The sequence below is a fragment of the Cellulomonas dongxiuzhuiae genome, from assembly GCF_018623035.1.
Lineage (GTDB): Bacteria > Actinomycetota > Actinomycetes > Actinomycetales > Cellulomonadaceae > Cellulomonas > Cellulomonas dongxiuzhuiae.
Genome location: NZ_CP076023.1, coordinates 801,138 through 815,749, shown reverse-complemented (window position 1 = coordinate 815,749; position 14,612 = coordinate 801,138). Strand labels below are relative to the sequence as shown.

Genomic DNA, 14,612 nt, shown 5'->3' with positions numbered 1-14,612 from the left:
ATCACTCATGCCCGACGAGCCCGGTACTCATTGTCCGGAGCCGGCATATCCAGCCACTGGTCTATCTCTGAGATGAACCGTGACGTGGAGAAGCGCGACGCCCGATCCCTGCAGGCCTGTCGGTCGAGCGTCAGCGCCAGCTTTACTGCGACTGCGAAGCTCCCGACATCATCGCCGGCGCTCACGACGCCGGAGACGCCGTGCTCGGGAATCTCCGCGGCCCCCCCGCGCGGATTCACCACGATGGGCGTGCCTGCAGCGAGCGCCTCGACGGGCATAATCCCGAAGTCCTCGATCGGCGGGAACATCAGGACAGAGGCCCTCTGGTACAGCGAGTACAGCAGCGCGTCAGAGGGATCCGGCACCATGAACACTTCCTGCCGCGCTGACTCCCCCGCAAGTGCGAGTTTGGTTGCTTCAGGGCCGCCCCCCGCGATAACGGTCGGCATACTCAATTGTTCGCCCGTCTGGATGACCATATCCAGCCGCTTGTATGGCACCAGACGCGACGCACCTAGAAGGAATTGGTCCGGTAGGCCGTTCAGAATCTCCGCTTCCTGAGGCGCAAGCAGTGATGCCCAGTCTGTCTGCGATCCGATGAGTTCCGTGTCGACCGGAGGATAGATGACATGGGATGCGCGACCCCAGCACTGCTGTATGCGGCTACGAATGTACTCGCTGTTGGCAGCGATCGAGTAGATTTCCTGCGCCCGGCTCTTGTCGAGCGCGCGAAACGGCCGGGCGAGTAGTGATTGAAACGGAACGCTGTGCCGCCGGTCCAGATCAGGAGTCCACACATAGCGGGCGGGCGTGTGGACGTAGGCGAATTTTCGTAGGTGGCGCCTGGCGCCCATGAAGCGCACATGGTGGGCAAACGCATGCGAACTGATGACGGCGCGGTCGTAGTCGCCTCGCCGCAGCCGCCAGGTCAGTGGCATCAGCGGCATCGCCAGGGCCTTATTGCGTCGCAGCGGTGTGCTCGCCAGCCATGTCTCGCGCAGGCGTCTGCCCGGATAGCGCCCGCCTGACGCGTCGTCCCACAACGCAAGGACGTCAGCATCACCTATTGCCGCAACGAGAGCATCGAAGACCCGCTCTGAACCGCCAAACTCGGAAAGCCACTCGTGTACGAGGACGGTCTTTGGGCCCGCCGCGCTGCTCATATCAGCGCCGCCTGGTGAGAGTGAGCTCCACATCTCCTGAACGCATCCATCCGCGTCAGTGAGTGGTTTGCGCGTGCTGCGCTGGCGATGGACTCGATCCGGCGGCGTCGACACCGCCCAGCGGCTGCGTCGGAGGCCAAGCTGTCCCTGCGTGACCTGTTCCTACGTCACCCGGCGGGACAATGCCAGCTACACGGTTCGTGTCCGGCGCGCTGTTTCGGCGGCCCCAGCCCCGCTGGTTGCGCTTTCCCGTATGCCGCCTCGCATCGGACTTCTGCGGACCGGACATTTCAGCATAGCGATAGTAGTCATAGCCCGATCCAGTACGACGCGGTTCGTGATTGACGACCAGGCCCAGCACGTGCGCGTCGACGCTGTTCAATGCGGCTATGGCTTCACTGAGCTGCTGGCGACGCACCCGGCCGGCGCCGACAACGACGAGGGCTCCACCTGCGAGTTTGGCAAGCACGGCTGCGTCAGTCACGGGAAGCAGAGGCGGGGTGTCGATCAAGACGAGGTCGTGCGTCTCCTCGAGGCATGCCACAACTTGGGCCATCTGCTTCGAGCCGAGCAGCTCGCTCGGGTTCGGAGGGATCTGGCCCGAGGGGAGCACGTCCAGTAGGCCATTGCCCCATGGCTGGATGACGTCCCCCACTTTTGCGCGTCCTATCAGTACCGTTGTCAGGCCGGCAGAACCTTCGATACCTAGGTAGCGTGCGACTGAGGGGCGCCTCAGGTCGGCGTCTACTAACGCGACCCTGACGCCGGCGTCCGCCAGGGCGATGGCCAGATTGATTGAGGTTGTCGATTTACCCTCGCCCGGCAAGGACGAGGCAACAACGATCGACTTTCGCCGCCCTCCAGCCCCCAGGAACTGCACATTTGTGCGAAGTCTTCGAAATGCTTCGGCTCTGGGGCTGTGCGGGTCTGACTGTACAATGAGCGGACTATCCGCCGCGTCACTGTCGAAGCCGATCACTCCCACGACCGATGCGTCGACGATTTGAGAGGCAACGGAACTATCGTGAACTCGGGTGTCGAGCAGATTGCGAAGTAGGGCAATCAACGCCCCGAGGGCGGCACCCACCAGACCGCCCAGGAGGACATTAATTGTTGTCTTCGGCTCTGTCGGAGCTTCAGGCGCGACTGCAGTCCGCACTACCGTCAACTTGACAGTGGAAGGCCCTCCGTCATTCGGGCGCTCGAGTTCGCTGACCACCGCGCGAAATTGGTCCGCGATTGCGTTTGCGGTCGCCGCCGACATCGCGCTGGATTCTGACTTGACGCCGATATTGATCAGGGACGAGTTAAGAGGGGACTCGGCTGTCACCCGCGCCGCCAGCGTGTCTACGCGCGTATCAAGAGCCAGTTCGTCGATGACGGGGGCGAGCACCAACGGGCTTGTGACGAGGCGGGCATAGGACGAGACCTGCTGGCGGGTGAAATTGGCACCCTGCAACATGTCACTTGTCGTGCTACCGCTCTGAACGGACACGTAGAGTTGTGTCGTCGATACGTAGACGGGCGTAGTCAGAATGCTCCCCACAAGTGCCGCTGACGCTCCAAACGCTGCTATAGCGACGGTGGAGAGCCAGTGCTTTCGGACCACTTCCAGATAGTCCCTAAGATCCACAAGTCTTCCAATCGATCAGCCAAGCGGAACTGCACCACGTAGAGTCACCAGGTGAGGGAGCATTAGAAGCCGTTGCGGCTGTTCCACGGAAGAGGGCCCCCGCAGTTGCGCGAGGGCCCTCCGTCACGGGCGAGCGTCTGCGCACCCTCTGACTCGTCAGACGCCAGCGCCTTGGCGGCGCCTGTTCGCGTAGACCACGCCACCTACACCCGCGAGCAGCAGCGCACCGGCACCCATCGCGAGCGGCAACGCGTTCGAGCCCGTGGCGCTCAACTGCCCCCCGGAAGCAGCCGCGGCCCCCCCGGCAGTAGCGGACGCACTGAACGTCTGAGTGCTCAGAACCTCACCCGAGACGCTGTCGGTCACGACAGCCGTGTAGGTGGCAGCCTGTGCGAGCGTCACGGTGAAGACCGCCGTTCCAGCCGCGTTGGTGGTCTTGGTCAGCGAGCGCGTGCCAGCGATCTGGATCGCAGAGTCCGGGATTGAAGCCGGATTGCTCGTGATGGTCAGGGCAACCGGCGTGTTGCCCGGTCCCACGACCGTGATCGAGAAGCTCTCACCCACAGCCGGAGTCGTGTCCGACACCGTTCCGGTGTTCGTGTAGTCCGCGGCGCCGTAGGCGAAAGCGGCGGTCGGCGCGAGCGCGAGCGCTCCTGCGATGACGGCCGTGGCGACCGTGCGACTGATCTTCATACGTTGAGCTCCCCAAAAGTCTGCATGGTGTGCGGCAGTGTGACGCGTGGTCTCCTGCCGGCAATGCGAGGCTAGCGCGCCTCGACACATTTTGAAACCGCGGAAACATGATCGAAACCTGTAGCCAAGGGCGATGTACGCAGTTGTACTGTGCCGTTTTGCCCGGGGCCGGTCGTAATGTCCGCTTCCATCTTATACACCTGTCCAGGGGTAAATGTCCAGGTCAGAGCGCCGACGGCAAGTCCCTCATGGATCTGGGCGTGCAGAGACGCCGGCTCGTTATTCACCCGCACCGCTTCCAAGGAGCCCTTGGCCGGGACGTACAGCAGCACGTTTGTTCGAAAGTCGCCCAGGGGAACGATGCCGTCCAGGCCCAGCAGGTAGCGCGGAAGATCTACGACGTCATCCGGCGGGGCGTACATGAAGGTCGAGCTGACCCGCACACGTTGTGCACCACCCGCCAGGCACTCCAGAACCTTGACTTCAGCATCCACGTTAAGGTAATAGCCGAGCTTTGCCTGGGTCCCGTCGTTCAGGTACAGACCGATCACGGCGTCGTCCCCGCTGCGCCCCCGGAGTTCGCCCGACAGCACCGTCCCGCTCAGCCGCCCCTGCTCGTCCTCGTCGGCGGACCACACCATGAGGCGCCCGCGCCGCGCCGCCTCAGCAAGGGCATCGACGACCCTGACCGGGTCGCCCTGCCCGCCCGAGACGGCACCGAACACCGCCGCTGCCGTCGCAGCGAAGAACTCGTCCTGCAGGACGGGGTCCGCGAGCTCCAGATACACCTCGTTGAGGAGTCTCGGGACCACGTTGTCAGCGTTGAGCTCGGTGCCGTCCGGCAGCATGATCGGGCCGGTCGCGCCCAGCACCAGCGCCAACGCCCCGGGGTCGACCGAGAGAACCCCGTCGACGGAGCCACCGACCTGCGCCTCCCAGACCGCCTGGGCGATCCGCGCCGAGCGCGGGAAGTCCGGCGTGAAGTTCACGTCGCGCATGTCCGTGCCCAGCAAGGGGCCGAAGAGGTCCTTCTCGGCGTCGCTCAGGGTGACCACGGGCTCCGCCAGACCCGACAGGTCGCCGCCGCGACGCTGCTCCAGCACCTCGAGCCGCCCGTCCACGGCCCGCAGCAGCAGCACGGCCCCTGCGATCCCGCCGGTCGCACGAGGCTCTGCGTTGTTCTGCACGAGCACCAGGTAGGTCCGCGGACCGTCGATCCCGAGCATCGCCGGCAGGAGCGCGGCGGCCCGTGAGGCCGTCGCCGTGTCAGCGGCGACCTCGGCGAGCTGCCCGCGCAGGTCTGCGACCGGCCCGGCCACCGCGTCGATCAGGCCAGCGGTGTCGACGTCCTCGATGCGCTGCAGCGACGCGCGGACGGCGGTGTCGGCGCCGGAGATCTGCGGCGCCACCTCGGCGAGCGGCTGGACGTCCACGCGACCGTTCACCGGCCGCAGCGCCGCCGGGTCGACGAGAGCCGTCGCCTCGACCAGCGGCGGGAGCGCATGCGTCGCGAGCTCGTCGACGGCCTCGGCCACCGCGCGGACGGCGTCCACGTGGGGCCCTGCCCACGGCAGCGCCCCCGCGACGGCCCACAGCGGACCCGACGTCCGCTCCCGCGCCAGCGACGCGTGCCGCTGCACGTCCGTCAGGGTCGCCCGAGCGTCGTCGATCTCACCGGCACGGGCCTGGGCCTGCAGCTGTCCGACCTCGGTGCGCGCCGCCAGCAGCGCGTCGCGGGCCTCCATCGCGGACCACCCGAGCCACGCCACGGACCCACCGAGCACGAACGCCAGCCCGATCACCGTCAGCCACACCGCCCGGCGGCGCGGGTGCGCCTCGCGCATCATCTCGACCGTCGACAACTGCCTACGCCCCCGTCGTCGTCGTGACGGCGTGCGGGCGGGCCGCCCGCGCCGCCGCTTCGCGGGGCGCCCGCCCGAGGAACGTGGCTTTACGGACGATTCGGGCACCACCGGGATCTGCTGCGTCGTCCACTCCGGTCCCCAACCGGGATGAGCCACGCTCGCAGCCCCCTTCGAGGCACGGTCACCAGGCGATAGGGCCCGGCGCATCCGGCGGCGATCCTATCCATCGGCGAGCCGCCCGGTACGACGCCCCCCGCATGACGCACGAACACCACCCTGACGCGCGCACCCCCGACCCCGCCCCGATGTGCCTCGCCCGCGGCACTCCGAACATCCCCGACGAACCCCTTCGCGCGACCACAGATCGGGTGTGAGCATGACTGCGCACAGCCCGCGTGCTCGAACCCGTCATCGCGCACCTCGACCTGCCGACCACGCCCGACGAGCTCGCGTGGTCGCTGACGGCGGAGTCCCGGCAGCAGCGCTCGCTCATCAACATCTGGGCCACCAGCCCCGACCCCCGCATCGCGAGCGCCGTCGCCAACTCCACCGCCGGCACGCTGGCCGACGGGTCCGTCCCGCGCCGGCGCCGCGCGTCTACGCATCGGCGACAAACAGGGCGCGGCGCACGTGGTCGGCAGGTCAGTCGGGTGACGTGCGGGCGCGGCCGCGCTGCCACCGCGTGACGGTCGGGCAGGATGACGACCGTGTCCGAGCCCCCCGCACCTGCCCAGATCCTGGCCGTCTGCACCGGCAACATCTGCCGCTCCCCCGCCGTCGAGCGGCTGCTCGCAGCCCGCCTCGCGGGGACTGACGTGCAGGTGTCCTCCGCCGGGACGCGGGCGGTCGTGGGGCACGCGGTGTCGGCGCCGATGATCCCGCTGGTCGCCGCAGCGGGGGCCGAGACCGACGGGTTCGCCGCCCGGCAGCTCACCGCGGACCTGATCCGCGAGGCGGACCTCGTCATCGCGCTGACGCGCACGCACCGCTCCGAGATCGTCGAGCTGGTGCCGGGTGCGGTGCGGCGCACGTTCACGCTGCTCGAGCTCGCGCGGCTCGTCGCGCACGTCGACCCGCAGGCCCTTCACGACGCGGGTGGCACGCCCGGCGCCCGGGTCCGCGCGCTGCCGGCACTGGCCGCGGGGGTGCGGCACGTCGCCGGATCCGGCCCGACCGACGTCGCCGACCCCATCGGCGGCTCCGACGCCGTCTACCGGGCGTCGTACGACGAGCTCGCGCCCGCCGTCGACACGCTGGCGGCCGCGCTGCTGCACTGAGGCCGCGGCTGCACCGACGCCGCTGCCGCACCGAGGACGTCGCGGCGCCGAGGGCGTCGGCCGCCGCCACTACCATCGGGACCGTGCCCACCGTCCTGTCCACCCTGATGCACCCGCAGCGCACGCCGCCCCCGCCGATCGACGTGGACCTCGCGCGCGTCATGGGCGTCGGTACGGCAGTGTGGACGGCCGCGCTGCTGGTCACGGGCGTGCTGTGGCTGACGGGCGCGATCCCCGGCAGGTGGCCGTGCATGTGCGCCGCAGGTGCGGTGCTCGGGCTCATCGGCGTGCTGTGGGCGCGCAGGAACGGGCACCTGTCCGCCGACGGCACGGGCGCGATGATCCGCCCGGGCCGCCAGGACGTCAGCGGCTGACGCCGCGGCAGCCCAGGCCGCGGCTGCCCAGGAAGACGCGTCAGCCCAGGAACACCTGCGCGCACAGCCACCCGCGGCTGCCCTGCGCGCACGCGACGCCGATCTGCGAGAACGACGTCCGCAGGATGTTCTCGCGGTGCCCCGGCGACTTCATCCACCCCGTGACCGCGGCCTGCGCCGACGCGTAGCCGAGCGACAGGTTCTCCCCCACGGTGCGCGCCGAGCACGCCTCGAGGACCGGGCCCAGCGGGTCGTGCTCGAAGCGACCCTCGGCCACCAGCAGCGCCGCCCTCGCCGCGGCCTGCTGCGTCGCGCACGCCGAGTCCGCGAACGTGGGGAGCCCGGCGGCCGCGCGCTCGGCGTTGGTGAGCGCGACGATCTCGGCGGACATGGCGGCACCCTTGTCCGACGGTGCCGCGGCCTGCTGGGCCGGTGCCGCCTGCGGCTGCGGCGCCGGGGCGGCGGGCGCGGGGTCCGGGGCGGCGTCCGCGGTGCCGGCGGGCGTGGTGGGCGGGACCGGCTCGGGCGTCGTCTCGGGCACCGCCGAGCTCGTGGCCGGCAGCGGCGTCGTCGGCTCCGGCTCCGGGCTGCGCTCCGCCCCGCGCGAGGCCGCGTCCTGCCGGCGGTCGCCGAGGTCGCCGGACCCCGCCGACGCGGCCGTGACCTGCTCGGCCGGGGCGTACGCGCCGGGTGCAGCGACCAGGATCAGCGCCAGCGCGACGACGAGGACTCCCGCTGACCCGATCAGCCGCACCCGGAGACGTCGGTGGGCTCGACGCTGCCGCCAGCGGCGGATCTCGCGGCGACGGGCGACGGGCACACGCGGACGTTACCCGAACGTGACCTTTATCGGTAGTTCGTACCCGGCTGGGCGATTCCTCCCATTACGAGGTCGAGCGCCGCGTCGCCGTCGTCCGGGTCCGTCAGCAGCGCCTCGACCGCGCCGCGCGCACCCCACCGGCCCGTCGCCCACGCGAGCCCCGCGGCCAGCCCGGCGACGTGCACGGCGTGGACCTGCGCGTCGGCGCCCGCACCGAGCACCCACCAGCCGACCGGCGCACCGCCCACGCGCAGCTCGTCGTGCCGCCACCACACCGTCGGGGCGTCCGGCAGCAGCGCCACCAGCGCGTCGGGCACGTCCTCCGGCTCGCCGTCGCCCGCGACGTCCTCGTCCGCCTGCGACGACGCGAGCGGCAGGTCCAGGAGGTCGGCGACCCGGCCCGGGGCGTCGCCGTCGGACGCCGCGGGGACGGGCACGACCGGCACGTCGTCCGCACCCGCGCGCTGCCACCACCGCGGGTCGTCGGCCACGACCGCGTCCTCGACGACGTGCGCCACGCCCGGGGCCGTCAGCGCCACCACCACCGCGGGCGGCTCGTCCGGCCCGGCACCGGCCGCCCACGCGCGCCACACCTGCCCGGCCACGTCGAGCGGCACCGACGTCCCGACCGGCCCCAGGCGCTCCAGCACGGCCGGCCACCGCGTCGCCGGCAGGTCCGCGAGCGACCCGACCCCGCCGAGCGCCCGCAGCACCTCGGCGTCCAGGCCCACCAGCACGTCCGGCAACGGCGGCACGAGCGCCGCCGGCAGGCCCGCCGCCCCGGGCAGCGCGAACACGTCGGGCAGTGGCAGGCCCGCGCGCGTGCGCAGCCACCACGCCGTGTACGACGGGCCGGTGGCCGTCGCGCCCTCGCCGCGCACCCGCGTCACGAGCGCCGCCCGCAGCGCCGGGGTGCCCGCCAGGTGCACCAGCAGCTCGGGCCAGCGCCCGTCGTCGACCGCGTCCAGGTCCGCGACCGCGGGGACGTCGCCGCAGTACGCGCCCACGTCCAGGACGTCCGCGAGGTCGTCCACGTACTGCGCCCAGCCGTCCAGCGACGCGGCCGCGAGCGACGCGCCGTCGTCGCCGTCGTCGTCCGGGACCACGCCCGCCACGACGTCCGGCACGGTCGTCACCACCAGGTCGTCCCGCACCCCCACGGCCGCCAGGACGTCGCGCCCCCAGCGCTCGACGACGTCCACGGCGACGGGTGCGAGGACCCGGTCGTCCAGCAGGCGCGCCGCCGGGCCGCCGGGCAGCACCAGCCCGTGCGCGGGGGCCGGCTCGCCGTCCGCCGCGTCGAGCGTCAGCAGGCCGAGCAAGCCCGCCGCGTCCGGTGGCACCGTGCCCGCCGCGCGCACCACGTCCAGCACCGCCGCGGTCACGTCGTCGGCGTGCTCGAGGTCGTCGTCGTCCGCCTGGCCCAGCACCGCGGCCCGCAGGCCCGGGTGCGCCAGCAGGCCCGCGGCGTCCACCCGCTGCGCGCCGAGCCGCGTCAGCAGCGGACGCACCGCCGCCGGGTCCACGACCCGCAGGCCCCACTCGCGCAGCGCCTCGAGCGTCCGCGGCGCCAGGGCCGTCACGTCGTCGTCCAGCAGCACGACGCCGCGCGGCCCGCGCACCACCCGGCCGTCCACGAGCGGCACCGGCAGGGACGCCAGGCCCTCGCGCGCGGTCGCGTCCTGCGCCGCGACGTCCAGCGCGTCGTACAGGGCCGGCCAGTCGACGTCGCCACCCGTCGGGAGCTCGTCGACGACCTCCGCGAGCGTGCGCTCCTCGACGCCCAGCGCGCGCACCGCCGCCGCACCCGACGGCGGCACCCGCACCAGGCCCGAGACCACCGCACCCAGCGCCGCGGCCGCCGGGCCGTCCGTCAGGTCGCGCACCGTCGTCGCGCGCAGCGGCGGTACCAGACCGTCCTGCGGGGACGCCGGGACCAGCATCGGCGTGCGGACGAGCGCCTCGAGGACCTGCTCGCGCAGCACGGCGTCCACCTCCCCCGCCGCGAGGCCCGTCGGGACCAGCGCCGTCGCGTCCTGCCCCGACGCCGCCACGCGCCCCACGAGCTCGGCGTACGCGCGCGCCGCGTGGGCCAGCACCTCGTCGGTCAGCGGCCCCGGCGCCACGTGCCGGCGGGACGGGTCCAGCGGCAGCGTCGCGACCAGCAGCGCGGGCAGCGAGCACGGCTCGTCCGTGGGCGTGGGGGCGTGCACGACGTGCGGCACCGGCAGCGACCCGCCGCGCCACGCCGCCTGCGCGTCGCCGCCGCGCGGCAGCGCCCACGTCACCCGCCACGACCGCGCGGCGCGCTGCTCCACCGGGCGGTCCGCCACGAGCGCCAGCGGCACCTCACCCTCGGCCGTCAGGACGTCCCACCGGACGTGGACGTCCGCGATGCGTCGCGGCGCGTCCCCCTCGACGTCGACCAGCACCTCCACCAGGCCGGGCAGCGCCAGCAGCAGCACGTCGTCGACGGCCTCCAGCAGCGAGCGGACCTCGTCACGCACGACCTCGTCGCGCAGCACCAGGACCACGGCCGTGTCGTACCCCGACGGCGGGCGCCCCTCCGCCGGCCACGGCAGCCGCAGCGCCGGCAGCGAGCCGTCCCGCCGGCGCACCTCGTCCGCGAGCGTCCCGCGACCCTGCGCGGCCTCGTGCGCGGCGGTCTCCTCGAGGACCTGGAGCGTGTCGGCCAGGGAGAACCGCACCGCACCCGTCGTCGAGGCGACCGTGACCTCGTCGGACACGGCCCGCACGGCCGCGAAGCCCACGCCGAACCGGCCGACGGTCCCCGTCCCGGCGTCGCGCTTGGCCGACGCCCGCAGGGAGGCGAGCGACGCGACGCCCGCCTCGTCCAGGGGTGCGCCCGTGTTGGCGGCGACCAGCACGGCGGTGCCGTCGTCCGCCGTGCCCAGGCGCAGCAGCAGGCGGCCACCGACGCCCGCGCGCGTCGCCGCGTCGGCGGCGTTCTGCGCGAGCTCGACCAGCACGCGGTCGCGGTAGTACCCGCGGGCGTGGTCCTCCTCGGTGTTGGCGTCCTCGCGCAGCCGCGCGGGCGACGCCCGCCACGCCTCCAGCACGGCCGCGCGCAGCGCGGCGGTGCCGAAGACGTCGGTGGTCACGCCCCGTCGGACGGACGCGCGTCGGCGTCCGTGACCTCGGTGGTGAGCTCGTCGGCGGGCTCGGTCGGGGAAGGTGCCGGCTCGCCGGGGACGGGGTCCGTCGGCGCGGGGTCCGTGGGCACGGGCGCGGGCTCGGCGGGCTCGGGGTCGGTCGGTGCGGGGTCGGTCGGTGCCGGGTCGGTCGCTGCCGGCTCGGCCGCCGCCGGACCGCCCGTCGCCGGCGCGGTCGACGGGGCGCGCTCGACGACGTCGATGGCCGTCTCGTCGAACAGCGGGTCGGAGGCGGGCCACTCGCTGGGCACCGGCTCGACGTCCGTCTCGGAGTGCGCGCCGCAGCCGTGGTCGAGGCTCACGACCTTGCCGTCGTCGGGCGACCACGCGTTGGCGCACACCGCGAAGAGCTGGCCCAGCGAACCCTGCAGCGGCACGAGGAACCCGCACGACCAGCACGCGGCGGCCGACGCGACCGCACCGGGCGTCGCCGGGCCGCGCGACCCGCGGTACCAGCGCTCGGCGGCCTCGTCGCGGCCCTGCGGGGACAGCACGCGGACGCGCGCGAGCGCGAGCTCGTCGATCGCGACCTCGTCGACCTCGGGGTCGCCGGTCGGGGTGTAGCCCGGCTCGAGGCGCGGGTCGTCGGGACGGAACGGCAGGACGTCACCGGGGCCGATGTCGCCCGGGCGCAGCCGCTCGGACCAGGGCACCCACGTGCGGGCGAGGATCGCGTCCTCGCCCGGCAGCAGCTCGGCCTCGCACACCGTCGCGGTGCGCCCGCGCGGCACGCGCGCCACGGTGACGGTCCAGGCCCAGCCGCGGTAGCCGCGCGCCGTGCACGCGAACCGGTGCGACACGAGCCGCTCCGCCTCGCGCACCGCGCCCAGGTACTCGCCGACGTACTCGGGCTCCTCCGCGATCTCGAGCGCGACCTCGCGCGCGAGGTCGACGGCTCGCTCGAGGACGGCGTCCTTGACGGCGGCCACGCTCACGCCTCCAGCTTGTCGGCCACGCCGCGCAGCAGCGCCGCGTACTGGGCGGAGCGCTGACCCTCGGGGTAGCGGCCGCGGCGCAGGTCGTTGCCGATCTTGTCGAGCACCTTGATCAGGTCCTCGACGACGACCGCCATCTCCTCCGCCGGAGGACGTCGGGCCTTGACGACCGACGGCACCGGGTCCAGGACGGTGACGGACAGGGCCTGCGGTCCACGCCGCCCGTCCGCCACGCCGAACTCGACCTTGGTGCCGGGCTTGGGGTCGCTGACCCCCACGGGCAGCGCGGAGGCGTGCAGGAACACCTCACCGCCGTCGTCGCTGGCGATGAAGCCGAATCCACGCTCGGTGTCGAACCACTTGACCTTGCCGGTGGGCACTCCTGCTCCTTCAGCGCCGGGCACGTCCACGAGCACTCCCGCAGACGGTGACCAGGCTACCGGGCTGCGCACGCCGATTCCCTCCGGAGCACCGCGGCCCGGTCCGACGGGTGACCACCCACGGGTGACGAGGGCGGCCCGGCGGTGCACGGAGCCGCTACTCTCGCGCCCGAACCCGAGGAGCGTGGACATGGCGAGCGACCTGTTCGGCGGCTGGATCCAGGAGTCGGACGGCGCGCAGTCGCGCCGGATCCGCGAGCTCACCGACGACCTGGACTACATGAGGTCGTCCCTGGGTCAGCACAGCCGCGCCGCCTCCGCGCTCCGCAGCGACCTGGCGTCGCTGCGCGGATCCATCGAGACGCGGCTCGTGCGGCTGACCGAGGCGTTCGACGCGTTCGTCGAGCTCAGCTCGCTGCGCGACCAGCTGTCGCTCGTCGCGGGACCCGCGCTCGTGCGCCAGGCCACCCGGGCGCGCCTCGCGGCGCTGGGCACGGCACCCCGCGACGGCGGCCCGCTGCTCGACGTCAGCGGCACGCCGCTGGCGCCCGGCTACTGGCTGGCCGACGCCCTGGGCGCCCTGGGCCCCGACGACGAGGGCGCGGCGGAGCGTGCCGCCGCGGTCGACCGCCGCCGCACCGCCACGTTCCTCGCCGTGGCTGGTGCCGCGTGCGGGCGTGCCGACCTCGTCGCACGGTGGGCGTCCGACGCCCTGGGCACCCTGGATCCCGCCCACCCGGTGACGCGCGCGCAGCGTGCCGTCTGGGTGGCCGCGGCCCAGGGGCGGCTCGGGGACGACGCCCGGGCGGTGCTCCTCGCGCGGCTGCGCGCCGCCGTCGGCGCACTGCCGGCCACGACCGTCGAGGAGGCGGTCAGCACGTGGACCGCCGAGGTGCGCCTGTCCACCGGCGGCGCCGGCACGACCTCCAGAACCACCGAGGCGAGCACCCCGCCGGTACCGCAGGTCCGGCAGGCCGCCGCCGCGCTGACCGCGCTGCGCGCCCTCGTCGACGCGCCCGTCGCCCCCGCCGCCGTCCCCGTGTACGGGACGCCCGCCGGGTCCCCCGGTGACGCCGGCACCGAGCAGGACGAGGTCGTGCCCGGTGACGTGACGCTCGACGAGCTCGTGGCCGTGCTGCGCGCCCTCGTCGACGAGGGCGCCGAGGAGGAGCGCGCGCTGATGACGCGCACCGCCGAGCTCGAGGCCGTCGTCACCGGGCGCGACGCGCCGGGGCCCGGGTGGGACGCCCCCGCGGGCGACCTGCTCACGCTCCTGCGCCAGGACGCCCTGACCCGGCGCGACGCCACGGGCGCCGCCGCGCGCGACGCGTGCGCGTCCTGGCTGGTCACGGTCGCGGACACGTTCCTCACGGAGTCGAACGTGCCGCCGCCCGCCCACCTCGAGGGCCCCGTCATGGGGGTCACGCTGCAGGCCCGCCCGACCGGCCCCGTCGACGGTGTGGACGCGGCGCTGGTCAGGGCCCGCACGCCGCAGCACCCGCGCACGCCGCGCGGGACGTGGACCACGGTCGGCGTCGCGGTCGGCGCCGCCGTGCTCTGGCTCGCGGCCGCGATCGACGGGTCGGACCTGCGCTGGCTCCACGGCACGGTGGCCGTGGCGCTGACCATCACCGCGGGCGTGCTCGTCGCCCGGCGCGTGCGGCGCACGCGGGAGGACGCGACGCGCGCGACGCGGGGTGCGGAGCTCGTCGGACGCGAGGCGAAGCGCCTGCAGGACCGGATCACCGAGGTCACCCGGGTGGTGGAGTCCTCGCGGCAGGAGGCCCGTGAGCAGCACGCCCACGTCGTCGCGGCGCTGGGCCGGCCGGCGACGGGCCCGTCCCTCGCCGCACCGGACGCCACCGCGTCCGCGGGCAGGCCCGACGCCGCCACCACGGACGCGCCCGTCGACGCGTGAGCGGCCGCACGCGGTGGTAGACCGGGGCCGTGGACGACGAGCGCGCGCGTGAGCTGCTGGAGGCGCTGCGCGCCGACGCCCTGGGGCGGCTGACCGGGGTCGGCGACGCGCGCCAGGACGTCGTCGACGCCGCGCGCGACGCCAACGTCGACGACGAGCACGACCCCGAGGGCGCCACCATCGCGTTCGAGCGCGCCCAGCTCGACGCGCTCGGTGCCGCGGCGAGCAGGCGCCTGGTCGAGGTCGACGCGGCCCTCGCGCGCGTGGCCGCGGGGACGTACGGGACCTGCGCGGTGGGCGGCGAGCCGATCGACGACGCCCGGCTCGAGGCGCGGCCCACCGCGACCACCTGCGTCGAGCACTCCTGAGACGACGCCGCGG

13 protein-coding genes are annotated in these 14,612 nt (G+C 73.5%); 5 read left to right on the top strand and 8 right to left on the bottom strand.

All coding sequences use genetic code 11. From position 1 onward, the window contains the following. Positions 1 to 5 precede the first annotated feature (5 nt). The 4 genes from KKR89_RS03755 to KKR89_RS03740 form a co-directional block, all read right to left on the bottom strand. Positions 6 to 1,163: a glycosyltransferase gene (locus KKR89_RS03755; RefSeq protein ID WP_208197927.1), complete on the bottom strand. Its 1,158-nt coding sequence runs from the start codon at positions 1,161 to 1,163 to the stop codon at positions 6 to 8. 55 nt (positions 1,164 to 1,218) lie between these two features. After that, a complete protein-coding gene (locus KKR89_RS03750; RefSeq protein WP_208197926.1) occupies positions 1,219 to 2,796 on the bottom strand; it encodes a polysaccharide biosynthesis tyrosine autokinase in 1,578 nt (525 codons plus the stop codon). Between the two features lie 156 nt (positions 2,797 to 2,952). After that, positions 2,953 to 3,489, bottom strand: a complete 537-nt coding sequence (locus tag KKR89_RS03745; RefSeq protein WP_208197925.1) for a peptidase — start codon at positions 3,487 to 3,489, stop codon at positions 2,953 to 2,955. A gap of 71 nt (positions 3,490 to 3,560) precedes the next feature. Further along, positions 3,561 to 5,333, bottom strand: coding sequence for a DUF4012 domain-containing protein (locus KKR89_RS03740; protein WP_214765672.1), 1,773 nt, complete (start codon positions 5,331 to 5,333; stop codon positions 3,561 to 3,563). A gap of 416 nt (positions 5,334 to 5,749) precedes the next feature. Between KKR89_RS03740 and KKR89_RS03735 the strand changes: the two genes are divergently transcribed. The 3 genes from KKR89_RS03735 (at position 5,750) to KKR89_RS03725 (ending at position 7,005) form a co-directional block, all read left to right on the top strand. Then, complete coding sequence (locus KKR89_RS03735) at positions 5,750 to 6,040, top strand: hypothetical protein (RefSeq protein WP_208197923.1); 291 nt, start codon at positions 5,750 to 5,752, stop codon at positions 6,038 to 6,040. A gap of 21 nt (positions 6,041 to 6,061) precedes the next feature. After that, the gene (locus tag KKR89_RS03730; protein WP_208197922.1) at positions 6,062 to 6,631 is read left to right on the top strand and encodes an arsenate reductase/protein-tyrosine-phosphatase family protein; all 570 of its coding nucleotides are present in this window, start codon (positions 6,062 to 6,064) and stop codon (positions 6,629 to 6,631) included. Between the two features lie 83 nt (positions 6,632 to 6,714). Next, positions 6,715 to 7,005 carry a DUF2530 domain-containing protein gene (locus KKR89_RS03725; RefSeq protein ID WP_208197921.1) on the top strand — a complete coding sequence of 97 codons (291 nt, stop codon included), beginning with the start codon at positions 6,715 to 6,717 and terminating at the stop codon, positions 7,003 to 7,005. Between the two features lie 40 nt (positions 7,006 to 7,045). On the opposite strand, the gene KKR89_RS03720 is transcribed toward KKR89_RS03725, so the two are convergent. Genes KKR89_RS03720 through KKR89_RS03705 form a run of 4 tightly spaced genes read right to left on the bottom strand, consistent with a single transcriptional unit; the run spans position 7,046 to position 12,313 of the window. After that, on the bottom strand, positions 7,046 to 7,825 hold the full coding sequence (locus KKR89_RS03720; protein ID WP_208197920.1) for a CAP domain-containing protein: 780 nt from the start codon (positions 7,823 to 7,825) through the stop codon (positions 7,046 to 7,048). A 26-nt stretch (positions 7,826 to 7,851) separates the two neighbouring features. Next, complete coding sequence (locus KKR89_RS03715) at positions 7,852 to 10,947, bottom strand: sacsin N-terminal ATP-binding-like domain-containing protein (protein ID WP_208197919.1); 3,096 nt, start codon at positions 10,945 to 10,947, stop codon at positions 7,852 to 7,854. Further along, positions 10,944 to 11,927 carry a DUF3027 domain-containing protein gene (locus KKR89_RS03710; protein ID WP_208198174.1) on the bottom strand — a complete coding sequence of 328 codons (984 nt, stop codon included), beginning with the start codon at positions 11,925 to 11,927 and terminating at the stop codon, positions 10,944 to 10,946. The genes KKR89_RS03715 and KKR89_RS03710 overlap by 4 nt, the downstream gene beginning before the upstream one ends. Positions 11,928 to 11,929: 2 nt before the next feature. After that, positions 11,930 to 12,313, bottom strand: coding sequence for a cold-shock protein (locus KKR89_RS03705; protein WP_208197918.1), 384 nt, complete (start codon positions 12,311 to 12,313; stop codon positions 11,930 to 11,932). Positions 12,314 to 12,503: 190 nt separating this feature from the next. On the opposite strand from KKR89_RS03705, the gene KKR89_RS03700 reads away from it, so the two are divergent. Both KKR89_RS03700 and KKR89_RS03695 read left to right on the top strand, forming a co-directional pair. Further along, complete coding sequence (locus tag KKR89_RS03700) at positions 12,504 to 14,231, top strand: coiled-coil domain-containing protein (RefSeq protein WP_208197917.1); 1,728 nt, start codon at positions 12,504 to 12,506, stop codon at positions 14,229 to 14,231. A 29-nt stretch (positions 14,232 to 14,260) separates the two neighbouring features. Further along, the gene (locus KKR89_RS03695; protein ID WP_208197916.1) at positions 14,261 to 14,599 is read left to right on the top strand and encodes a TraR/DksA family transcriptional regulator; all 339 of its coding nucleotides are present in this window, start codon (positions 14,261 to 14,263) and stop codon (positions 14,597 to 14,599) included. The last annotated feature ends 13 nt before the right edge of the window (positions 14,600 to 14,612 follow it).

Coding starts and splice junctions, on each gene's coding strand:
- KKR89_RS03755 (WP_208197927.1), bottom strand. CDS start 1,163: ATGAGCAGCGCGGCGGGCCCAAAGACCGTCCTCGTACACGAGTGGCTT.
- KKR89_RS03700 (WP_208197917.1), top strand. CDS start 12,504: ATGGCGAGCGACCTGTTCGGCGGCTGGATCCAGGAGTCGGACGGCGCG.
- KKR89_RS03745 (WP_208197925.1), bottom strand. CDS start 3,489: ATGAAGATCAGTCGCACGGTCGCCACGGCCGTCATCGCAGGAGCGCTC.
- KKR89_RS03740 (WP_214765672.1), bottom strand. CDS start 5,333: ATGCGCGAGGCGCACCCGCGCCGCCGGGCGGTGTGGCTGACGGTGATC.